General features: G+C 64.8%; 19 protein-coding genes. 10 read left to right on the plus strand and 9 right to left on the minus strand.

What is annotated here, in order from left to right; all coding sequences use genetic code 11:
* The first annotated feature begins 198 nt into the window (after window positions 1-198).
* On the plus strand, window positions 199-3,009 hold the full coding sequence (locus CH294_RS22335) for an aconitate hydratase (protein WP_032403387.1): 2,811 nt from the start codon (window positions 199-201) through the stop codon (window positions 3,007-3,009).
* A 115-nt stretch (window positions 3,010-3,124) separates the two neighbouring features.
* Window positions 3,125-3,691 carry a TetR/AcrR family transcriptional regulator gene (locus tag CH294_RS22340; RefSeq protein ID WP_032403386.1) on the plus strand — a complete coding sequence of 189 codons (567 nt, stop codon included), beginning with the start codon at window positions 3,125-3,127 and terminating at the stop codon, window positions 3,689-3,691.
* Window positions 3,692-3,722: 31 nt separating this feature from the next.
* Here the strand turns inward: CH294_RS22340 and CH294_RS22345 are convergent, their stop codons facing one another.
* Window positions 3,723-5,354, minus strand: a complete 1,632-nt coding sequence (locus CH294_RS22345) for an ABC-F family ATP-binding cassette domain-containing protein (protein ID WP_032377844.1) — start codon at window positions 5,352-5,354, stop codon at window positions 3,723-3,725.
* A gap of 155 nt (window positions 5,355-5,509) precedes the next feature.
* Here CH294_RS22345 and CH294_RS22350 point away from each other — a divergent pair, with 155 nt between their 5' ends.
* From CH294_RS22350 to CH294_RS22360, 3 genes are read left to right on the plus strand one after another with little or no spacing between them, the layout of a single operon-like run.
* On the plus strand, window positions 5,510-6,298 hold the full coding sequence (locus tag CH294_RS22350) for an SDR family oxidoreductase (RefSeq protein ID WP_032377843.1): 789 nt from the start codon (window positions 5,510-5,512) through the stop codon (window positions 6,296-6,298).
* Window positions 6,295-7,440 carry a lycopene cyclase family protein gene (locus tag CH294_RS22355; protein WP_037150491.1) on the plus strand — a complete coding sequence of 382 codons (1,146 nt, stop codon included), beginning with the start codon at window positions 6,295-6,297 and terminating at the stop codon, window positions 7,438-7,440. The genes CH294_RS22350 and CH294_RS22355 overlap by 4 nt, the downstream gene beginning before the upstream one ends.
* Window positions 7,441-7,491: 51 nt before the next feature.
* Window positions 7,492-8,436, plus strand: a complete 945-nt coding sequence (locus CH294_RS22360) for a Ku protein (protein ID WP_094739097.1) — start codon at window positions 7,492-7,494, stop codon at window positions 8,434-8,436.
* A gap of 21 nt (window positions 8,437-8,457) precedes the next feature.
* On the opposite strand, the gene CH294_RS22365 is transcribed toward CH294_RS22360, so the two are convergent.
* Genes CH294_RS22365 through CH294_RS22395 form a run of 7 tightly spaced genes read right to left on the minus strand, consistent with a single transcriptional unit; the run spans window position 8,458 to window position 14,919 of the window.
* A complete protein-coding gene (locus tag CH294_RS22365) occupies window positions 8,458-8,835 on the minus strand; it encodes a metal-sulfur cluster assembly factor (protein WP_032403382.1) in 378 nt (125 codons plus the stop codon).
* On the minus strand, window positions 8,832-9,329 hold the full coding sequence (gene sufU / locus CH294_RS22370; protein WP_094618362.1) for a Fe-S cluster assembly sulfur transfer protein SufU: 498 nt from the start codon (window positions 9,327-9,329) through the stop codon (window positions 8,832-8,834). Before sufU ends, CH294_RS22365 begins: the two co-directional genes overlap by 4 nt.
* A complete protein-coding gene (locus CH294_RS22375; RefSeq protein ID WP_032403381.1) occupies window positions 9,330-10,622 on the minus strand; it encodes a cysteine desulfurase in 1,293 nt (430 codons plus the stop codon).
* Window positions 10,623-10,624: 2 nt separating this feature from the next.
* A complete protein-coding gene (gene sufC, locus CH294_RS22380) occupies window positions 10,625-11,401 on the minus strand; it encodes a Fe-S cluster assembly ATPase SufC (protein ID WP_032403380.1) in 777 nt (258 codons plus the stop codon).
* A 39-nt stretch (window positions 11,402-11,440) separates the two neighbouring features.
* Complete coding sequence (gene sufD / locus CH294_RS22385; RefSeq protein WP_094739186.1) at window positions 11,441-12,631, minus strand: Fe-S cluster assembly protein SufD; 1,191 nt, start codon at window positions 12,629-12,631, stop codon at window positions 11,441-11,443.
* Between the two features lie 24 nt (window positions 12,632-12,655).
* Window positions 12,656-14,101, minus strand: a complete 1,446-nt coding sequence (gene sufB / locus CH294_RS22390) for a Fe-S cluster assembly protein SufB (RefSeq protein WP_032398021.1) — start codon at window positions 14,099-14,101, stop codon at window positions 12,656-12,658.
* The gene (locus CH294_RS22395) at window positions 14,098-14,919 is read right to left on the minus strand and encodes a metalloregulator ArsR/SmtB family transcription factor (RefSeq protein WP_278189882.1); all 822 of its coding nucleotides are present in this window, start codon (window positions 14,917-14,919) and stop codon (window positions 14,098-14,100) included. Before CH294_RS22395 ends, sufB begins: the two co-directional genes overlap by 4 nt.
* A gap of 265 nt (window positions 14,920-15,184) precedes the next feature.
* Between CH294_RS22395 and mptB the strand changes: the two genes are divergently transcribed.
* Genes mptB through CH294_RS22415 form a run of 4 tightly spaced genes read left to right on the plus strand, consistent with a single transcriptional unit; the run spans window position 15,185 to window position 19,599 of the window.
* Window positions 15,185-16,819, plus strand: coding sequence for a polyprenol phosphomannose-dependent alpha 1,6 mannosyltransferase MptB (gene mptB / locus CH294_RS22400; RefSeq protein WP_037150679.1), 1,635 nt, complete (start codon window positions 15,185-15,187; stop codon window positions 16,817-16,819).
* Window positions 16,816-17,760, plus strand: a complete 945-nt coding sequence (locus tag CH294_RS22405; protein WP_170944818.1) for an ABC transporter ATP-binding protein — start codon at window positions 16,816-16,818, stop codon at window positions 17,758-17,760. Before mptB ends, CH294_RS22405 begins: the two co-directional genes overlap by 4 nt.
* On the plus strand, window positions 17,757-18,557 hold the full coding sequence (locus CH294_RS22410; RefSeq protein WP_032403376.1) for an ABC transporter permease: 801 nt from the start codon (window positions 17,757-17,759) through the stop codon (window positions 18,555-18,557). Before CH294_RS22405 ends, CH294_RS22410 begins: the two co-directional genes overlap by 4 nt.
* A 55-nt stretch (window positions 18,558-18,612) precedes the next feature.
* Window positions 18,613-19,599, plus strand: coding sequence for a heme A synthase (locus CH294_RS22415; protein ID WP_094739099.1), 987 nt, complete (start codon window positions 18,613-18,615; stop codon window positions 19,597-19,599).
* A 138-nt stretch (window positions 19,600-19,737) separates the two neighbouring features.
* Here the strand turns inward: CH294_RS22415 and CH294_RS22420 are convergent, their stop codons facing one another.
* Window positions 19,738-20,109: a hypothetical protein gene (locus tag CH294_RS22420; protein ID WP_032377830.1), complete on the minus strand. Its 372-nt coding sequence runs from the start codon at window positions 20,107-20,109 to the stop codon at window positions 19,738-19,740.
* Window positions 20,110-20,245: 136 nt separating this feature from the next.
* Between CH294_RS22420 and CH294_RS22425 the strand changes: the two genes are divergently transcribed.
* Window positions 20,246-21,211, plus strand: coding sequence for a quinone oxidoreductase (locus CH294_RS22425; RefSeq protein ID WP_094739188.1), 966 nt, complete (start codon window positions 20,246-20,248; stop codon window positions 21,209-21,211).
* Window position 21,212: the final 1 nt, after the last annotated feature.

A 21,212-nucleotide genomic window follows, 5' to 3' on the forward strand; every position in this document is an offset into this window, starting at 1 on the left:
TCTGTCGGCATCCTCCGCAAAACGGACCCGCACGTTTTCACAGGACAAGCGTACTGTTAGACTTCCATCGAGACACTGCCCGAGCGTCCGCAGGTAATACGCACGCCGGATGCCATGCCGAGACACACGGACAGCGCCTCGCTTCAACCGTCGACACAGCCCCGTCGGCGGTGTGCCTCATAGACGAGTGGAGCTGAAGTGACCGCAAGTAATGATTCATTCGGTGCAAAGGGCACCCTCGAAGTCGGAGAGAACTCGTACGAGATCTTCCGGCTGTCGGCTTTGCCCGGTGCCGAGAAATTGCCCTATGCACTGAAGGTCCTCGCGGAGAATCTCCTTCGCACCGAGGACGGTGCCAACATCACCGCCGACCACATTCGTTCGATTGCCTCGTGGGATCCGTCCGCGGAGCCGAGCTTCGAAATCCAGTTCACCCCTGCACGCGTCATCATGCAGGACTTCACCGGCGTTCCGTGCATCGTCGACCTCGCCACGATGCGTGAAGCCGTCACCACCCTGGGCGGCGACCCCAACAAGGTCAACCCCCTCTCCCCCGCCGACATGGTCATCGACCACTCGGTCATCCTCGACGTCTTCGGTCGCGCCGATGCTCTCGAGCGCAACGTCGACCTCGAGTACGAGCGCAACGGTGAGCGCTACCAGTTCCTGCGTTGGGGACAGGGCGCGTTCGACGACTTCAAGGTCGTCCCCCCGGGCATGGGCATCGTGCACCAGGTGAACATCGAGTACCTCGCGCCGACGATCATGACCCGCAAGGGCCAGGCCTACCCCGACACCTGCGTCGGCACCGACTCGCACACCACGATGGTCAACGGCCTCGGTGTGCTGGGCTGGGGCGTCGGCGGCATCGAAGCCGAGGCGGCCATGCTCGGCCAGCCCGTCTCGATGCTCATCCCCCGCGTCGTCGGCTTCAAGCTCTCCGGTGAGATCCAGCCCGGAGTCACCGCGACCGACGTGGTGCTCACCGCAACCGAGATGCTGCGCAAGCACGGCGTCGTCGGTAAGTTCGTCGAGTTCTACGGCGAGGGCGTGGCCGAGGTTCCGCTCGCGAACCGCGCCACCCTGGGCAACATGAGCCCGGAGTTCGGTTCCACCGCAGCGATCTTCCCGATCGACGAGGAAACCATCAACTACCTGCGCCTCACCGGCCGCAGCGACGAGCAGCTCGCGCTCGTCGAGGCGTACGCCAAGGAACAGGGCATGTGGCACGACCCGAAGAACGAGGCCGTGTACTCCGAGTACATCGAGCTCGACCTCAACACGGTCGTTCCGTCCATTGCGGGACCGAAGCGACCGCAGGACCGAATCCTGTTGTCCGAGTCCAAGGTTGCGTTCCGCAAGGACATCCACAACTACGTCGAGGAGAACCACCCGAAGCACGAGGGTGACAGCAAGCTCGACGAGGCCCTCGACGAATCGTTCCCGGCAAGCGACTCCGCTTCGCTGAGCTTCGCCGAGGAGGATTCCGTCGACGTTCGTTCTGCCGCATACGGTTCCGAAGGTCGTCCGAGCAAGCCGATCCGGGTCACCACCGACGAGGCAGGCGAGTTCGTCCTCGATCACGGTGCCGTCGTGGTCGCAGGCATCACCTCCTGCACCAACACCTCGAACCCCTCGGTCATGCTCGGCGCAGCACTGCTCGCCCGCAACGCCGTGGAGAAGGGCTTGTCCACCAAGCCGTGGGTGAAGACCAACATGGCACCCGGCTCGCAGGTCGTCACCGACTACTACGAGAAGGCCGGCCTGTGGCCCTACCTCGAGAAGCTCGGCTACTACCTCGGTGGTTACGGCTGCACCACGTGCATCGGCAACACCGGCCCGTTGCTCGAGCCGATCTCGAAGGCGATCAACGACAACGATCTCTCGGTCACCGCCGTGCTGTCGGGCAACCGAAACTTCGAAGGTCGCATCTCCCCCGACGTCAAGATGAACTACCTGGCTTCGCCGCCGCTGGTCATCGCCTACGGCCTCGCGGGCACGATGGACTTCGACTTCGAGACCGACGCACTCGGCGAGGACCACGAGGGCAACCCCGTGTATCTCAAGGACATCTGGCCGTCCTCGCAGGAGATCGAAGACACCATCAAGTCGTCGATCAGCCGGGACATGTTCAGCAAGTCCTACGAGACCATCTTCGCCGGCGACAGCCGCTGGCAGAACCTGTCCACCCCCGAGGGCGACACGTTCGAGTGGGATCCCAAGTCGACGTACGTGCGCAAGCCTCCGTACTTCGACGGCATGACGATGGACCCGGCTCCGGTCGAGGACATCAAGGGTGCACGCGTGCTGGCTCTGCTCGGCGATTCGGTCACCACCGACCACATCAGCCCGGCAGGTCCCATCAAGGCGGGCACGCCGGCCGCGCAGTACCTCGATTCCCACGGGGTCGAGCGCAAGGACTACAACTCGCTCGGATCGCGCCGCGGTAACCACGAGGTCATGATTCGCGGAACCTTCGCGAACATCCGTCTGAAGAACCAGCTGCTCGACGACGTCTCGGGTGGCTACACCCGCGACTTCACCCTCGACGGTGGACCGCAGTCCTTCATCTACGACGCGTCGCAGAACTACCAGAAGGCCGGCATTCCGCTGGTCGTACTGGGCGGCAAGGAGTACGGATCGGGAAGCTCCCGTGACTGGGCGGCCAAGGGCACCTCGCTCCTCGGCGTCAAGGCCGTCATCACCGAGTCGTTCGAGCGCATCCACCGCTCCAACCTCATCGGCATGGGCGTCGTTCCCCTGCAGTTCCCGGCCGGTGAGAGCGCATCGTCGCTCAAGCTCGACGGAACCGAGACGTTCGACATCGTCGGCGTCGAAAAGCTGAACGAGGGCACCACCCCGAAGACGATGGCAGTGACCGCGACCAAGGAAGACGGAACCAAGGTCGAGTTCGACGCCGTGGTCCGTATCGATACCCCCGGTGAAGCGGACTACTACCGCAACGGCGGAATCCTGCAGTACGTCCTGCGCAACATGATCAGAGGCTAGTCACACGGCACTCTGACACACGCCACGCACAGCGATGGGCCCGGAACTCGATACGTGTTTCGGGCCCATCGCCGTATCGGTACGGGCCCCTTCATCGAAAGTAGGAGTTTCACACGTGCCCAAGGTCAGCGAAGACCACCTGGCCGCTCGCCGCAGCGAAATACTCGACGGTGCGCGCAAGTGCTTCGGAGAGTTCGGCTACGAGGGCGCGACGGTGCGACGCCTCGAGGAGGCGACGGGCCTCTCGCGCGGAGCCATCTTCCACCACTTCAAGGACAAGGACGGTCTCTTCCTCGCGTTGGCGCAGGAGGATGCTCGTCGCATGGCAGAGGTCGCGGCGGCGCAGGGTCTGGTTCAGGTGATGCGAGACATGCTGGCCCAGCCCGAGCAGTTCGAGTGGCTCGGAACGCGGCTCGAGATCACCCGACGGCTTCGAACCGACGCCGACTTCCGAACCAGCTGGGCCGAACGGTCGGCAGAGCTCACCGACGCGACCCTGGGCCGACTGGAACGGCAGAAGACGGCAGGAAAACTGCGCGATGACGTGCCCAACGACGTCCTGGCCGATTACCTGGACCTCGTGCTGGACGGTCTGGTCGCCCGAATCGCGTCAGGGCAGGGCGGGTCCAATCTTTCGGCCATTCTGGATCTGGTCGAAGAATCGGTCCGCAGGCAGGACTGAGCGGGATGTCCCGGGCGAGCCGGCCTGCGGGTCAGGCGAGCTGGATCAGTTCCAGGTATTCCTGCGACCAATGATCCTCGGTGCCGTCGGGAAGGAGGATCACTCGTTCGGGTGAGAGAGCCTCGGCGGCACCAGGATCGTGAGTCACCAGCACCACGGCACCCTTGTAGCTGCGGAGCGCGTCGAGGACCTGCTCGCGCGAGATCGGATCGAGGTTGTTGGTCGGCTCGTCGAGCAGCAGCACGTTCGCGGCCGAGGACACCAGTCCGGCGAGCGCCAGACGTGTCTTCTCACCGCCCGAGAGTGTTCCTGCCGGCTGCTCGAGCTGGGGCCCGGTGAACATGAAGGCACCGAGAAGCGATCTGAGCTCCTGCTCGCCGGTGTCGGGTGCCGCATGCCGGATGTTCTCCCACACCGACGCGTGATCGTCGAGGGTGTCGTGCTCCTGGGCGAAGTAGCCCACACGCATGCCGTGGCCCGGCTCGATCTCGCCGGTGTCGGCTTTCTCGGTGCCCGCGAGGATCCGCAGCAGCGTCGTCTTGCCCGCACCGTTGAGCCCGAGCACGACAACTCGACTTCCTCGGTCGATGGCCAGGTCGACGCCGGCAAAGATCTCCAGCGACCCGTACATCTTGGTGAGGTTCTTGGCCATCAACGGTGTCTTGCCGCACGGAGCCGGCTCGGGAAAGCGAATGTGCGCAACCTTGTCGGATACGCGCTCCGCATCGAGGTTGGCCATCAGCTTGTCTGCGCGCTTCGCCATGTTCTGTGCCGCAACGGCTTTCGTCGCCTTGGCCCCCATCTTGGCGGCCTGGACGCGTAGTGCGCCCGCCTTCTTCTCGGCGTTGGCGCGCTCGCGACGACGCCGTTGCTCGTCCGTGGCCCGAGCGTCGAGGTACTTCTTCCAGTTCATGTTGTAGATGTCGGCCTCACCGCGCACGGCATCGAGGAACCACACCCGATTCACCACATCACCGAGCAGTTCGACATCGTGGCTGATGACGATGAGCCCGCCCTCGTGGTTCTGCAGGAATCCCCGCAGCCACGTGATGGAGTCCGCGTCGAGGTGGTTGGTCGGCTCGTCGAGCAGCAACGTGGTGTTCGAGCGCCCGCCACTGCCATCGGACGCGGCGAACAGAATGCGAGCCAGTTCGACGCGTCGGCGCTGACCACCGGACAGGGTCCGCAATGGTTGACCGAGGATGCGGTCGGCCAAGCCGAGGCTGTTGCAGATGCGAGCTGCTTCGCTCTCGGCTTCGTAACCACCGAGCGAAGCGAATCGCTCTTCGAGCTCGCCGTACTTGCGGACGGCCTTGTCGAGCAACGCCTCGTCGGCCACCTCGGCCATCAGCGCCTGCTGCTTCTCCATACTGTGCAGCAGAGTGTCCAGGCCCCGGGCCGAGAGCACTCGATCCTTGGCCAGCACATCGAGGTCGCCTTCTTTGGGATCCTGCGGAAGGTAACCGAGCTCTCCGGTGCGCACGACCTCGCCTGCATACGGCTCACCCTCGCCTGCCAGGATGCGCAGAGTGGTGGTCTTGCCTGCACCGTTACGGCCCACCAACCCGATGCGGTCGCCTGCCTGTACACGGAGCGCGGGCCCCTCGGTGGACAGAAGGGTCCGCACACCGGCACGAACTTCCAGGTCGGTGGCGGTGATCACGCGTGAGCTCCTAGCGATTGCCGAACAAGATCGTTGCCCGTCGACCGACGAGCGAACACAGGTGCGCCGAACGACGGCACAGCAAACTCCCATTTTAGCTCAGCATTCACGTGCCCTCACCCAGGAACGACGGTGACACCGGTAACGTCTGGTCGATGACCGACGCCTCCGAAACAGTCACCCAACGCAGCGCACCGATTCCCGACCTCACCGGGCGTACCGCACTCGTCACCGGCGGCAGCCGGGGCATCGGCAAGGCAATCGCCGCAGAGCTGCTCGCTCGCGGCGCGAATGTCGCCATCACCGCACGTAAGCGCGAACCTCTCGTGGCGGCAGCAGCAGAACTGGGTGACTCCGTGCTTGCACTGGACGGCAATGCAGGCGATCCGGACCATCGACGCGACGCCGTGGCGCAGACCGTGGAGACCTTCGGTTCGCTGGACATCCTGGTGAACAACACCGGTATCAATCCCGTCTACGGCTCGCTGATGGATGCCGATCTGACCGGCGTGAGCAAGATCTTCGATACGAACGTCGTCGGCACCCTCGGCTTCGTCCAGCAGGCATTTCACGCCTGGATGGGACAGCACGGCGGCGCGATCGTCAACATTGCCAGCGTGGCAGGCATTCGCTCCACCGGCGTGATCGCGGCTTACGGTGCGTCCAAAGCCGCCCTGATACGGCTCACCGAGGAGCTTGCCTGGCAACTGGGTCCCAAGATCCGAGTGAATGCCGTGGCACCGGGCGTCGTGAAGACCAAATTCGCCGAGGCCCTCGTCGCCAACGGCGAAGACGCGGCGGCCGCCGGCTACCCGATGAAGCGTCTCGGAAACCCGGAGGATGTGGCGGCGCTTGTCGCCTTCCTGGTGTCGGATGCGTCGTCCTGGATCACCGGCGAAACCGTGCGGGTGGACGGTGGTCTGCTCGCCACCGGCGGAATGTGAACGATTTCTCGGCCGACGTCGCGGTGGTGGGTCTGGGTCCCGCAGGAAGAGCAGTCGCTCACCGCTGTTCCGCGGCGGGCCTGGACGTGCTGGCCCTCGATCCACACCCGTCGCGTACGTGGACGCCGACGTACTCGGCCTGGGCGGACGAACTGCCATCGTGGCTACCCGAGACCGCAGTCGCCTCGACCGCGCTCGAGCCCGCGGTGTGGACCGACCGCCATCGGACCATCGATCGCACGTACTGCGTGCTGGATACATCTGCGCTGCAGAGCACTCTGGCTCTCGATCGAGTGCAGGTGCTCGCTGGAACGGCCGTCGACGTCACCGGTTCCCGCGTGACCACGTCCGACGGGACGATCATCGACGCTGGTCACGTCGTCGATGCCCGAGGGACGTTCGATTCGCGTGACCTCGCGCAGCAGACCGCATACGGCATCGTCGTCGAACGGGAGCGCGCCGAACCGATCCTCGAGGGCACCGACGCCTGGTTCATGGATTGGCGCACCGACAACGGCGCGTCGCCCGGCGAAGCTCCCAGCTTTCTGTATGCCGTGGCGCTCGATGACGATCGTGTCCTGCTCGAGGAGACCTGTCTCGTCGGTCGACCTGCGCTCGGCTTGGATGTTCTCCGTACGCGATTGCACCACCGGCTGTCTCAGCGCAATCTCGAACCCACTGGGCACGAGGCCGTCGAGCGAGTCCGCTTCTCGGTCGAACCGCCGCCGCGTTCGCGAGTACACACCGGACGAGGAGGTCCTGTGCTCTTCGGATCCCGGTCCAACCTGATGCACCCTGCCACTGGGTACAGCGTCGCGGCATCGCTGGCTTCCGCGGACCACTTGGTAGAGAGGTTCCGCGACGGCGGTCATCCGCGACGAAGCCGTGCGGTGCACATCTGGACGGTCCAGAAGCTGCGCAATCTCGGCCTCCGCACCGCGCTCGGTCTGGAACCGGAGATGGTGCCCCAGTTCTTCTCCAGTTTCTTCTCGCTCCCGGTCGAACTCCAGCGTTCTTATCTCTCCGGACACGACGACGCAATCGGCACGATGACCGCAATGCTGAAGATGTTTCCCACGCTTCCGGCCTCGGCCAGGGTCGCAATCGCGCGCACGATAGCTCGACCGCTGCACAGAGCCTGACTTTCCTGCCAACGGTCGACACGCGGGTGCTCGGTCGGCGATCATGGACAGATGCGCAGCATATGGAAGGGCTCGATCGCCTTCGGACTGGTCAATGTTCCGGTGAAGGTCTACTCGGCCACCGAGCAGCACGATATTCGGTTCCATCAGGTGCACGCGAAGGACGGCGGTCGGATCAAGTACGACCGCATCTGTCAGGAATGCGGAAAGTCGGTACAGTTCGCCGACATCGACAAGGCCTACGACTCCCCCGACGGCGAACGTGTGATTCTCACCGACGACGACTTCGACAAACTTCCGGCGGCCGAGAAGCACGAGATTCCGGTTCTCGAATTCGTACCGACCGAGCAGATCGATCCGATTCTCTACGACAAGAGCTACTTCCTCGAGCCGGACTCCGCGTCACCGAAGGCGTACGTTCTGCTGCGAGAGACGCTGGAAGAAACCGAACGCACTGCGCTCGTTCATTTCACGCTGCGGCAGAAGACCCGATTGGCCGCGCTGCGGGTGCGTGACGACGTGTTGGTGATTCAGACGCTGCTGTGGCCGGATGAAGTCAGAGCAGCCGAGTTCCCGTCACTCGAGGATGCACCGTCGGCGCGTCCGCAAGAGGTGAAGATGGCCACGTCACTGGTGGAGAGCATGTCCTCGGAGTTCGACCCCACCGGGTACACCGACGACTACCAGATCGAGCTGCGCAAGCTGATCGACGAGACCCTCGCCAACGGGGGCGAGAAGGTCGTCCACACCGAGGCCGAGAAAGACGACGACGGTGAGGACGCCGAGGTCGTCGATCTGGTTGCAGCGCTACAGCGCAGTGTCGAGGCGGCCGGAAAGAATGCGAAGTCGGGATCGTCGTCGACCTCGACTCCCGCCAAGAAGGCACCCGCAAAGAAAGCGGCAGCGAAGAAGCCCCCGGCCAAGAAAACTGCAGCGAAGAAGTCTGCACCCGCCAAGGCCGCGGAGTCGAAAACCGACGAAGCGAAAGGTGCCTGACCGAGCGGAACCGTCGTCGGGTCAGACGGTGAAGCCGAGTGCCCTGAGCTGCTCGCGGCCGTCGTCGGTGATCTTGTCCGGACCCCACGGCGGCATCCACACCCAGTTGATCTTCAAGTCCGCGGCCAGTCCGCTGCGCACAAGAGCGCCGCGGGCCTGATCCTCGATGACATCGGTCAGCGGGCACGCCGCCGAGGTCAACGTCATGTCGACCGTGACGATGTCGTCGGCGTCGATCTTGATGTCGTACACCAGACCCAGATCGACGACATTGATTCCGAGCTCGGGATCGACGACGTCACGCATGGCCTCTTCGAGGTCTTCGAGCACCTTGATCTCGTCGGCGGTCAATGCCACCGGCGTGGCTTCGGCCGGCGTCGTCTCTGTTGCATCGGTCATGATTGTTGTCCTCCGGAAAGTGCCGACTGGGCGGTCTCGCCCGTCGTAGCTGTCGAATCTGCGTCCACTACTTGAACAACCGCATCCTTGAAAGCCATCCAACCCAGCAACGCGCACTTCACGCGAGCCGGATACTTGGCCACACCGGCGAACGCAATGCCATCGCCGATGACGTCCTCGTCACCCTCGACGGTACCTCTGCTGCCGACCATGTCGCTGAACGCGTCGACCGTCTTCAGCGCATCGACCACACTCAGACCGACGACCTGATCGGTGAGAACCGACGTCGCTGCCTGACTGATCGAGCATCCCTGGCCGTCGTACGAGACGTCCGCAACGGTGCCGTTGTCCACGTGAACCCGCAGAGTGACCTCGTCGCCACACGTGGGGTTGACGTGGTGTACCTCTGCACCGAACGGCTCGCGCAGTCCGCGACCGTGCGGGTGCTTGTAGTGATCGAGGATCACTTCCTGATACATCTGTTCCATCCGCATCTAGAGTTCCCCTCCCCCGCCCTGGTCGGTGGTTCCGAAGAACGATTGCGCGCGGCGGATTGCCTGTGCAAGAACCTGTACTTCCTCGACCGTGTTGTACAAAGCGAACGAGGCGCGCGCTGTCGCGGCCACACCGAACCGTCGATGCAGCGGCCACGCGCAGTGATGCCCGACGCGAATGGCGACACCCTCGTCGTCCAGGATCTGTCCGAGGTCGTGGGCGTGGATACCGTCGACGACGAACGACACCGCAGAACCACGGTCGACATTCTCTGTCGGGCCGATCACGCGCACCCCGTCGATCTTCGCGAACTCGGCGAGAGTTGCTGCGACCAAAGCCTTCTCGTGCGCGGCGATGACGTCGATACCGATGTTCTCCAGATACCGCACAGCTGCGCCCAGTCCGACGACCTGCGAGGTCATCGGCACCCCGGCCTCGAATCGTTGCGGAGGCGCGGCGAACGTCGTCTTCTCCATGGTGACGGTCTCGATCATCGAGCCGCCGGTGATGAAGGGAGGCATCGCCTCGAGGAGTGCAGCCTTGCCGTACAACACACCGACTCCCGAGGGACCGAGCATCTTGTGACCCGAGAACGCGGCGTAGTCGACGTCGAGATGGTGGAAATCGACCTTCATGTGCGGCACCGACTGGCACGCGTCGAGAACGACGAGCGCGCCCACAGCCCGGGCCCGACGAACCAACTCTTCGACGGGAGCAACGGCACCGGTCACGTTGGACTGATGCGTGAACGCGAGAACCTTGACGGCCGAGGACAACTCGAGCGAATCGAGGTCGATGCGACCGTCGTCGGTCACGCCGTACCACCGCAGGGTTGCGCCGGTGCGGGCTGCAAGCTCTTGCCACGGAACGAGATTGGCGTGATGTTCGAGTTCGGTGACGACGATCTCGTCCCCGGGTCCGAGATGGCGATCGAAGCGTTGATCGGCCAGGACGTACGTCACGAGGTTGAGCGACTCGGTCGCGTTCTTGGTGAAGACGATCTCGTCGACGTCTGCACCGACGAACGTGGCGATGGCCGCCCTGGCTCCCTCGTACGCGTCGGTGGCTTCCTCGGCCAGCTGATGCGCCCCGCGGTGCACAGCGGCATTGCACGTGGTGAGGAACTCGCGTTCGGCGTCGAGTACCTGCACCGGCCGCTGCGAGGTGGCACCGGAATCCAGGTACACCAACGGCTTTCCGTCACGGACGGTGCGCGAAAGGATGGGGAAATCGCGGCGAACGGCAGCGACATCGAACGATGCCGCCACCGCTACAGCTGCCGGCGCAGCCACGCTCATGCTCCGGTGGTCGCGGCCTGGGTGTAGCCGGCGTATCCGTTGGCTTCGAGCTCGTCTGCCAGCTCGGCACCGCCGGACTTCACGATCTCACCGTTGACGAAGACGTGCACGAAATCGGGCTTGATGTAGCGCAGGATGCGGGTGTAGTGCGTGATCAGCAGCACTCCGCCGTCCTCGCGTTCCTTGTACTTGTTGACGCCCTCGGACACCACGCGCAGCGCGTCGACGTCGAGACCGGAATCGGTCTCGTCCAGGATCGCAATCTTGGGCTTGAGCAGTCCCAGCTGCAGGATCTCGTGACGCTTCTTCTCGCCACCGGAGAAACCTTCGTTGACGTTGCGCTCGAGGAAGTTGGCCTCGATCTCCAGTTCGCTCATGGCGGTCTTGGCTTCCTTGACCCAGTGCCGCAACTTGGGAGCTTCGCCGCGTACTGCGGTGGCGGCGGTGCGCAGGAAGTTCGACATCGAGACTCCCGGCACCTCCACCGGGTACTGCATAGCCAGGAACAGGCCGGCGCGGGCGCGCTCGTCGACGCTCATCTCCAGGACGTCTTCACCGTCGAGGGTGATCGTGCCGGAGGTGACGGTGTATTTCGGATGGCCTGCAATGGCGTACGACAAGGTGGACTTGCCGGAACCGTTGGGCCCCATGATCGCGTGCGTCTCGCCGGACTTCACGGTCAGATCGACACCCTTGAGGATGTTGATCGGCTCGGCGGACGAGTCGGTGTTGGCGACGCTGACGTGCAGGTCGCGGATTTCGAGTGTGGACATCAAAGTTCCTTTGTGCAGTCGAGAGGAGTTCGGGTGGACCTACGCGCCGGCGACGGCGAGTTCGGTCTCGATGGCGGCGTCGAGACGCTCGCGTACGGCGGGGACCGGAATCTTGTCGATGATCTCGTGGAAGAAACCGCGGACGACGAGTCGACGAGCGACCTCCTCCGAGATGCCGCGAGCACGCAGGTAGAACAGCTGCTCGTCGTCGAAGCGACCGGTCGCACTCGCGTGCCCGGCTCCGACGATCTCGCCGGTTTCGATTTCCAGGTTCGGCACCGAGTCGGCGCGAGCGCCGTCGGTGAGCACCAGGTTTCGGTTCAGCTCGTACGTCTCGGTGCCCTCGGCCTCGGCACGAATCAGAACATCGCCGATCCAGACGGTGTGCGCGTCGACGGTGCCGGGGCCGGTTTCGCCCTGCAGCGCGCCCTTGTACATGACATTGGACTTGCAGTGCGGTGCCGAGTGGTCGACGAGCAGTCGCTGCTCGAGGTGCTGGCCTGCGTCGGCGAAGTACACACCGAGCAGGTTCGCGTCGCCGCCGGGCGCGCTGTACCGCACTGTCGGGCTGATGCGGACCAGATCGCCGCCGAGACTGACGTTGTAGTGCCTCAACACGGAATCGCGACCGAGCAACGCGTGATGCGCAGCCACGTGTACGGCGTCGGACTGCCAATCCTGGATCAGCACGACGTGCAGTTGCGAGCTGTCGCCCAGAACGAACTCGATGTTCTCGGCGTACGTTCCGCTCCCGCGCTGATCGATCACGACGGTCGCGCGAGCGAACGTGCCGAGCACGATCTGCACGTGCCCGTACGCAACGTGTTCCGCGCCGGGGCCGTCGATGGTGATCTCGATGGGATCGGCCACCTCCACCTCGTTCGGCACGGTGACGACCGTGGCCTCGGAGAAGGCCGAGAATGCCTGAGCTGCAATGCGATCGGCCGGTACTCCGGCCTTGCCGAGGCGCTCGTCATCGCGTCCGACGGTTTCCACGACCACCGAGTCCGGCGCCCCGACGGTGACCTGAGCGGCCCCGTCGGCGACGGCGGAACCGTCGTGCAGTCCGCGAAGACGACGCAGCGGCGTGAAGCGCCACAGCTCGTCACGGCCCGACGGCACCTCGAACGCGTTCACGTCGTACGACGTGAACTGAGCGCCCTTGTTCGCGACGAGCTTCGACTTGTCTTCCTTGGCGGAATCGGGGTTCTCGGATGCCACGGCACCCATGACTCCGGTGAGGGGGTTGTTCACTTATCCGACCGACCCTTCCATCTGCAACTCGATGAGCCGGTTGAGCTCGAGCGCGTATTCCATCGGCAGTTCGCGAGCGATCGGCTCGACGAATCCGCGGACGACCATCGCCATCGCCTCGTCCTCGGTCATGCCGCGGCTCATCAGGTAGAACAGCTGATCGTCGCTGACCTTCGAGACCGTGGCCTCGTGACCCATCGACACGTCGTCCTCACGGATGTCGACGTACGGGTACGTGTCCGAACGGCTGATCGTGTCGACGAGCAACGCGTCGCACTTGACCGTCGAGCGCGAACCGTGCGCACCCTTGTTGATCTGGATCAGACCGCGGTACGACGTCCGGCCACCACCACGGGCGACGGACTTGCTGACGATGTTCGACGACGTGTGCGGAGCGAGGTGCAGCATCTTCGAGCCGGTGTCCTGGTGCTGGTCCGGGCCGGCGAACGCGACCGAGAGAACCTCGCCCTTGGCGTATTCGCCGGTCATCCACACAGCGGGGTACTTCATGGTGACCTTGGAGCCGATGTTGCCATCGACCCACTCCATCGTCGCGCCTGCTTCTGCCTTGGCGCGCTTGGTGACCAGGTTGTAGACGTTGTTGGACCAGTTCTGGATGGTCGTGTAACGGCAACGGCCACCCTTCTTGACGATGATCTCGACCACGGCGGAGTGCAGCGAATCCGACTTGTAGATCGGGGCGGTGCAGCCCTCGACGTAGTGCACGTATGCACCCTCGTCGACGATGATCAGCGTCCGCTCGAACTGACCCATGTTCTCGGTGTTGATCCGGAAGTAGGCCTGCAGTGGGATGTCCACGTGGACGCCCGGCGGGATGTAGATGAACGACCCACCGGACCACACCGCGGTGTTCAGTGCGGAGAACTTGTTGTCGCCTGCGGGGATGACGGTGCCGAAGTACTCGCGGAACAGCTCCGGCTGCTCCTTGAGGGCGGTGTCGGTGTCGAGGAACAACACTCCCTGAGCCTCGAGGTCCTCACGGATCGAGTGGTAGACGACCTCGGACTCGTACTGGGCGGCGACACCGGAGACGAGGCGCTGCTTCTCCGCCTCGGGGATGCCGAGCTTGTCGTACGTGTTCTTGATGTCCTCGGGCAGGTCTTCCCACGTTGCAGCCTGCTTCTCGCTGGACCGCACGAAGTACTTGATGTTGTCGAAGTCGATGCCGTCGAGGTCGGAACCCCAGTTCGGCATCGGCTTGCGCTCGAACGTCTTGAGCGCCTTGAGGCGCGCCTCGAGCATCCACTCGGGCTCGCTCTTCTTCTGCGAGATGTCGCGGACGACGGCCTCGGAGAGACCGCGCTTGGCGCTTTCACCGGCTACGTCCGAGTCGGCCCAGCCGTATCCGTAGGTGCCGAGCGAGGCGATGGTCTCGTCCTGGGTCAGCGGCGCGGTGGGTGTCACCTGGTCTGGTGTGACGGTCATGCGGGCTCCTTCCGGAGGCTTGGGCGTTCTCCGACACGGGGCTGCGCGTCGGGAGTCTTCTTGTCGGAACTATCGGTGTTCGAGTATCGCGTCGGTGACAGCGGTACGTGCGTCGTGCAGGCGCAGTTGCCGTTGGCGATGGTCGCCAAACGCTGCACGTGTGTGCCGAGAATCTCTGCGAACGCGGACTGTTCCGCTTCGCACAACTCCGGAAACTCCGAGGCGACGTGCGATACCGGGCAGTGGTGCTGGCAGATCTGCACGCCGTTACCCACCTGGCGCGTGGTGGCAGAGAACCCGGCCGCGCTGAACGCATCGGCGATTCGCTCTGCCGCATCCTCCACGGAGTGCGCATCGGACCCCGATGCCGGTTCGACATCGGCCACGATGGTGTTCACGCGTTGCCGGGCGAACGTCTCGATGGCCGCGTCCCCGCCGATCTTGCGGAGCTGCCGCATTGCGGCACCGGCGAGATCGTCGTAGGTGTGACCGAGGCGGTTACGTCCGGCGGCCGTGAGCTGAAAGTACTTGGCCGGTCGACCACGGCCACGCTGCCGCGCCCCTGCCGGGGTGGTGATGCGAGCCTCGCCGGCATCGATGAGCGCATCGAGATGACGTCGGACCCCTGCCGCACTCAATCCCAGCCGCGTGCCGATGTCGGAGGCCGTGATGGGGCCCTCTTCCAGCAGTAGAGTGACCACCGCACCCCTGGTCTGTCCCTCGGGGAGCGAGGCCTGTCGAACCGACGGCGCGCCTGCGCCGGCGGTCGAGGAATCGACACTCCCCGGACGCGCGAACGTGCTTTCGGTTGTTTTCACAACACCAGTGTGACGGAATTGTTTTGCCTGGTCCACCAAGGGTGCCCTATGCCGGCCTCGATCCTCGTTCCATCTCGGCCGGGAGGACGGTGCGGGCGTCGGGCATGAGCACAGCTACGCTCCCACTGTGTCATCGACCGACAGTGAGCAGAGTGCCGAACGCTCACGATTCACGGGCAGAGCACGTCGGCAAACCGGTACCGACGACTCGAGATCGGCGCTCGGACAGATTCTCCATCGATACGTGGCGGCCCCCGCACGCCGAGTGATCGGACTCGAACCCACTCCGCCGGGGGGCGTGGTCGCCACCCTGCACGGAGACGAGCAGGAGGCGCCCGGGCTGAACCCGGCGGAGACGGTTCAGCTCAGGAACATCCGCCGTTTCGGCGCCGCCGGCGCGCTGTTGATGGCGATCGGTGCCCTCGGCGCAGGCGCGCAGCCGGTGCTGCAGAATCCCGTCTTCGGCGTTCGATTCCTCAGCCTGCCGTCCCGCATGGCCACCTCTGCCCTGACGGTCACGATGACCGGCACCGTCATCGTGGTGATCGCCTGGTTGCTGTTGGGCAGGTTCGCCCTCGGTCGGACGCGATCCGGCACCATTCCGCGGCGACTCACCAGATCGCAGATGGACCGCACGCTGCTGCTGTGGATTCTGCCGCTGTGTGTTGCGCCACCGATGTTCTCGCGTGACGTCTATTCGTATCTTGCGCAGAGCGAGATCACCGCGCGCGGGCTCGACCCCTACGAAGTCGGCCCCCAGACTGCACTCGGTGCGGACAACGTGCTGACCCGCACCGTTCCCAACATCTGGCGCGAAACTCCGGCGCCCTACGGTCCGCTGTTTCTGTGGATGGGCCGCGGAATCACCTACCTGACCGGTGAGAACATCGTCGCCGGCATCTTTCTGCATCGCCTGCTCGCGCTGGCGGGCGTCGCGCTGATCGTCTGGGCTCTGCCGCGTCTGGCCCGGCGCTGCGGGGTGGCCTCGGTGAGTGCGCTCTGGCTCGGTGCCGCCAATCCGCTGCTGCTGTTCCACCTGGTTGCCGGAATTCACAACGAGGCCCTGATGATCGGCCTCATGCTCGCGGGCACCGAGCTCGCGCTTCGGGCCGTCGAACACTCAGGAGCCATGCGGAGGACCGACGTCGCCTTCCTCGTCGGCGGAGCGGCGCTGATTGCGCTGTCGTCGACGATCAAGATCCCTTCTCTGATCGCGCTCGGCTTCGTGGGAATGGCGCTGTCGAGGCGGTGGGGCGGGACCCTCCGATCCGTAGTGTACGTGGCAGTCCTCCTCGGCACGATCGTCGTCGCGGTCCAAGTCGCCGTCAGCCTGGGTAGCGGACTCGGATTCGGTTGGATCAACACTCTCGGGACAGCAGGCGTCGTACGCAGCTGGATGTCCATACCCACGATTCTCGGCCTGGGCACCGGATTCGTGGGAGTGCTGCTCGGCCTCGGCGACCACACCACCGCCGTGTTGGGCCTCACTCGTCCTATCGCGGCCGTCGTCGCCGCCGTCATCGTCGTCCGCATGCTGGTCGCGGTTCTACGGGGTCGACTGCATCCGGTCGGCGCACTCGGCGTGGCTCTGGGCGCGGTCGTACTGCTGTTTCCGGTGGTACAACCCTGGTATCTGTTGTGGGCGGTGATTCCGCTGGCCGCCTGGGCCACCACGCCGTCGTTCCGACGACCTGCGATCGCCTTCTCGTCTCTGGTCAGCGTCATCCTGATGCCGAACGGCAGTGAGTACTTGCCGTTCCAGATCGTGCAGGCCGCGGTGATGACGATCCTGACCATCGCAGTGCTGTATCTGCTGACCCGAAACCGTATGCCGTGGCCCACACGCACCGGACCACCGGCACGCGACCGCGGGGCCGACGAATACGCTGAGTCCTCGTGATCTCCGGGACGTCGAAAGCGGCGCAACCTGTCGTACAGCTGAGCGACGTGCGCAAGTCGTACGACGGCGTCACCGCTGTCGACGGCCTCAGCCTCGATATCGGCCCCGGCGAGGTCCTGGCGCTCCTCGGCCCGAACGGTGCGGGCAAGACCACCACCGTCGAAATGTGCGAAGGCTTCGTCGTCCCCGACAGTGGCTCGGTCCGCGTCCTGGGGCTCGACCCCATCGCAGAGTCGGCGCAGCTGAGGCCGCGTATCGGCGTCATGCTCCAGGGCGGCGGCGCGTATCCCGGTTCCAAAGCCGGTGAGATGCTCGAGCTCGTTGCGTCGTACTCGGCCGATCCGCACGACCCGGCGTGGCTGCTCGACTGCCTCGGTCTGACCTCGGCTGTTCGCACCCCGTATCGGCGCCTCTCCGGCGGACAGCAGCAGCGACTCGCGCTGGCCTGCGCCATCGTCGGGCGTCCCGAACTGGTGTTTCTCGACGAACCGACTGCTGGTCTCGACGCGCAGGCCCGGCTGCTGGTGTGGGAGCTGATCGACGCATTGCGGCGCGACGGTGTGGGCGTGCTGCTCACGACGCATCTCATGGACGAGGCCGAGCAGCTGGCGGATCGGTTGACGATCATCGACAACGGTCGCGTCGTGGCGTCGGGTTCGCCGTCGGAACTGACCAAACAGGGTGCCGAGGGCCAACTGCGCTTCACCGCTCCCCCTGGTCTCGAACTCTCGATGCTCGACGCGGCTCTCCCCCCGGGGTACGTACCGTCGGAACCGACGCCCGGGTCCTACGTGGTGTCGGGTGTGATCGAGCCGCAGATACTGGTGATCGTCACGTCCTGGTGCGCCCAGCAGGACGTCCTGGCCACCGAGTTGCAGGTCGATCAGCGCCGTCTCGAGGACGTGTTCCTCGAACTGACCGGTAGAGAATTGAGGAAGTGACGGTGCGCAGAGAAGCCCGGCTCGCCGACAACCGATTCGAGACAGGTCTGTTCGCGCCTCGTCCACAACCGGCCTCGGCATCGCGAATGCTGTTCGCGCAGACCCGCCTCGAACTGAAGTTGCTGCTACGCAACGGCGAACAGTTGCTGCTGACGATGTTCATCCCGATCACGTTGCTGATCGGTCTCACGCTGCTACCGTTCGGCGCACTGGGCGACGACCGAGTTGCCCAGGTGGTTCCTGCCGTGATGATGGTGGCCATCATGTCGACGGCGTTCACCGGCCAAGCCATCGCGGTCGGTTTCGACCGCCGCTACGGCGCGCTGAAACGGCTCGGTGCAACACCGCTTCCGCGCTGGGGAATCATCGGCGGCAAATCCGCCGCCGTGGTGATCGTCGTGATCCTGCAGTCGATTCTGCTCGGCTCCATCGGCGTCGGCCTCGGTTGGCGCCCGACCGCCACGGGCCTGTTGCTCGGTGCCGTGATCATCGCTCTGGGCACCGTCACGTTCGCGTCCATGGGATTGCTGCTCGGCGGCACGCTGCGGGCGGAGATCGTGTTGGCGCTGGCGAACATCGCCTGGTTCGTGATGCTCGGCATCGGCAGCGTGGTATTCGTCGACGATCAAATTCCCCAGGGCGTGCAGAACGTCGCTCGCATCGTTCCGTCCGGAGCGCTCGGTGAGGCACTGAGCCGAGGCGTCTCGTCGTCCTTCGACGTGTTCGGCGTGGTCGTGCTGCTGGTGTGGGCAGCGGTGTGCGGCACTCTGGCGGTCCGCACGTTCAAGTTCACCTGACGCAGCCTCACCACCCAACGACGCTGTGTAGTTGATCGGCGTTTACCATCGTGGTGTGCTGTACAGAGCGTTCTTGCGCGTCGTCGATCTCCTTCCTCTGCCGTCGCTTCGTGTGCAGCGAATTCTGGCGTTCATCGCGATAGTGACCCAGGGCGGCATCGCCGTCACCGGTGCAGTCGTGCGAGTGACCGGTTCAGGCCTCGGGTGCCCCACCTGGCCGCAGTGCTTTCCCGGCAGCTTCACTCCGGTCGGTGTATCCGAGGTCCCCGTGCTGCATCAGGCCGTGGAGTTCGGGAATCGACTCCTCACATTCGTGGTGGTGCTCGCGGCCGCCGCCATCGTCGTTGCGGTCACACGTGCACGGCGTCGTCGCGAGGTGCTGTTCTTTGCATGGCTGATGCCGCTGGGCACCGTCGTCCAGGCCGTGATCGGTGGATTCACCGTGTTGACGGGACTGCTGTGGTGGACGGTCGCAGTTCACCTCGTCGTCTCGATGGCCATGGTCTGGTTGGCCACGCTGCTGTACGCCAAGGTGGGCGAGAGCGACGCAGCATCCGAATCGACCCCCACTGTCCCGGCCGCGCTGCGCGCCCTCGTCGGACTGTCCGGAGTGGCCCTGACCGGTGTGCTGGTCGCGGGCACAATGGTGACCGGGGCCGGTCCCCACGCCGGCGACAAGAGCATCGAAGAGCCGGTGCCACGTCTCGGCATCGAGATCGTGACGCTCGTTCACGCTCATTCCCAGTTCTTGGTCGGCTACCTGGCCCTGTTGGTCGGGCTGGGATTCGCGCTGTACGCGGTACGAGCGCCGAGTGCGGTCAAGCGTCGCCTGCACGTTCTGATCGCGCTGGTGCTGGCGCAGTCTCTGATCGGACTGGTGCAGTACTTCACCGGCGTTCCGGCTGTGCTCGTCGCCTTTCACGTCGCGGGAGCGGGCGCGTGCACCGCTGCGACCGCGGCCGTCTGGGCTGCCTGCCGCACCCGTGGCCCGGTCGTGACGGACGAGATCGAGACCGTCGAGGACGTCGCAGTACGGTCGTGACGAGTGGTGCGGCTTCGAACAGGGTGGAGGGGCAGCCGACCTCCCCCTCAGATGGCCGACTGCCCCTCCACTGACTTCGACGCACCGGGTTCCGAGATGGTTCCCGCCCGATCGAACAAATTTCGGAGCGACTTTTGCTCAGACGATCGCCTGGTTGCGCGCCTTGGGAAATTTCTTCTGACGCGCCACCCAGCCGGCCATCTTCTCGTAATGGCCCGGAGCCGGGTTGACGGAGCTGACCAGCTCACGGTCCCATTCGGCCTCGGTCAGTTCGTCGAACTCGTCGACGACCGCTCGGGCAATGGCGTGGGTGGCGACAACCTGGTCACCGAGCACGCCGTCGGCACCGACCATGGTGAGCCGTGTTCCGGCCCGGCCGATCGGCTGGATCACGACCTGAGCGGAGTTTCCGTGATCGGCGAGAAAACTCTTCACTGCCGCCAGAGTTCCCTTGGGGACGTCGTTCGACGTGTTCTTCTCGATTCCCGCACTGTCGATTTCGGTAGCCATGCGGACACGATACCGAGGTTGTCCACCGTCCCCACATCGACCCACCCACTCGTTACTGATCGGTAACTTCGGCCGATCGCGCTCACCACGCGCATCCGCGTGCCGTGGCGCTGATCGCCCGTGTAGAACGGTGTTCATGCGAGCGATTCGAATAGACAACACCGGTGGGCCCGAGGTCTTGACTGTCGTCGATCTCCCGGTGCCCACACCGGGAGCTGGTCAAATCCTGGTCCGGACCGATGCCATCGGAATCAACTACATCGACACCTACTTCCGCCGCGGCATGTACCCGCGTGCGTTGCCGTACGTTCCCGGCGACGAAGGGTCAGGGGTGATCGACCAGATCGGCTCGGACGTCACCGACTTCGCTCCCGGAGATCGCGTCGCCTGGGCCGCAGCACCCGGTAGCTATGCCGAGTACGTGCTGGTCGACGCCTCGTCGGCCATCTCGGTTCCCGACGGCGTTCCGGCGGATCAGGCCGCGTCGGCGCTGCTGCAGGGCATGACGGCGCACTATCTGATCGAGTCCACTTACCCCGCTCAGCGGGGTGACACCGTGCTCGTCCACGCTGGGGCGGGTGGCGTCGGATTGATCCTGACGCAGCTGGCGGTGGCCAAAGGCGTGAACGTGATCACGACTGTATCGACGGACGCGAAGGCCGAACTCTCGAAACGGACCGGCGCAGCGCACGTGCTCCGGTACGACGACGACATCGCCGCACGCGTTCGCGACATCACCGACGGCGAAGGCGTGCACGCGGTGTACGACGGCGTCGGTGCGGACACGTTCGAGGCCAGTTTGGCGTCGCTTCGGATCAGGGGCACGCTTGCCCTGTTCGGTGCCGCCAGCGGGCCGGTGCCACCCCTGGATCCGCAGCGTCTCAACGGTGCGGGTTCGCTGTTCCTCACCAGGCCCACGCTCGCGCATCACATACGGGACCGAGCCGAACTGGAGTGGCGGGCCGGTGACGTGTTCGCAGCGATGGCGAATGGAACGCTCACGGTCCAGGTAGGTGCACGCTATGCACTCGAGGACGCGGCGCAGGCCCATATCGATCTCGAGTCACGCAAGACGACCGGATCCATCGTTCTGGTTCCCTGAT

Source organism: Rhodococcus sp. 14-2483-1-1 (assembly GCF_002259335.1).
GTDB lineage: Bacteria > Actinomycetota > Actinomycetes > Mycobacteriales > Mycobacteriaceae > Rhodococcoides.

What these genes read in the sequence shown, in the direction of transcription:
- CH294_RS22360 (WP_094739097.1), top strand. Translation starts at nt 7,492, where the DNA reads ATGCGCAGCATATGGAAGGGCTCGATCGCCTTCGGACTGGTCAATGTT.
- CH294_RS22350 (WP_032377843.1), top strand. Translation starts at nt 5,510, where the DNA reads ATGACCGACGCCTCCGAAACAGTCACCCAACGCAGCGCACCGATTCCC.
- CH294_RS22420 (WP_032377830.1), bottom strand. Translation starts at nt 20,109, where the DNA reads ATGGCTACCGAAATCGACAGTGCGGGAATCGAGAAGAACACGTCGAAC.
- CH294_RS22425 (WP_094739188.1), top strand. Translation starts at nt 20,246, where the DNA reads ATGCGAGCGATTCGAATAGACAACACCGGTGGGCCCGAGGTCTTGACT.
- sufU (WP_094618362.1), bottom strand. Translation starts at nt 9,329, where the DNA reads ATGCGGATGGAACAGATGTATCAGGAAGTGATCCTCGATCACTACAAG.
- CH294_RS22365 (WP_032403382.1), bottom strand. Translation starts at nt 8,835, where the DNA reads ATGACCGATGCAACAGAGACGACGCCGGCCGAAGCCACGCCGGTGGCA.
- sufD (WP_094739186.1), bottom strand. Translation starts at nt 12,631, where the DNA reads ATGGGTGCCGTGGCATCCGAGAACCCCGATTCCGCCAAGGAAGACAAG.
- sufB (WP_032398021.1), bottom strand. Translation starts at nt 14,101, where the DNA reads ATGACCGTCACACCAGACCAGGTGACACCCACCGCGCCGCTGACCCAG.
- sufC (WP_032403380.1), bottom strand. Translation starts at nt 11,401, where the DNA reads ATGTCCACACTCGAAATCCGCGACCTGCACGTCAGCGTCGCCAACACC.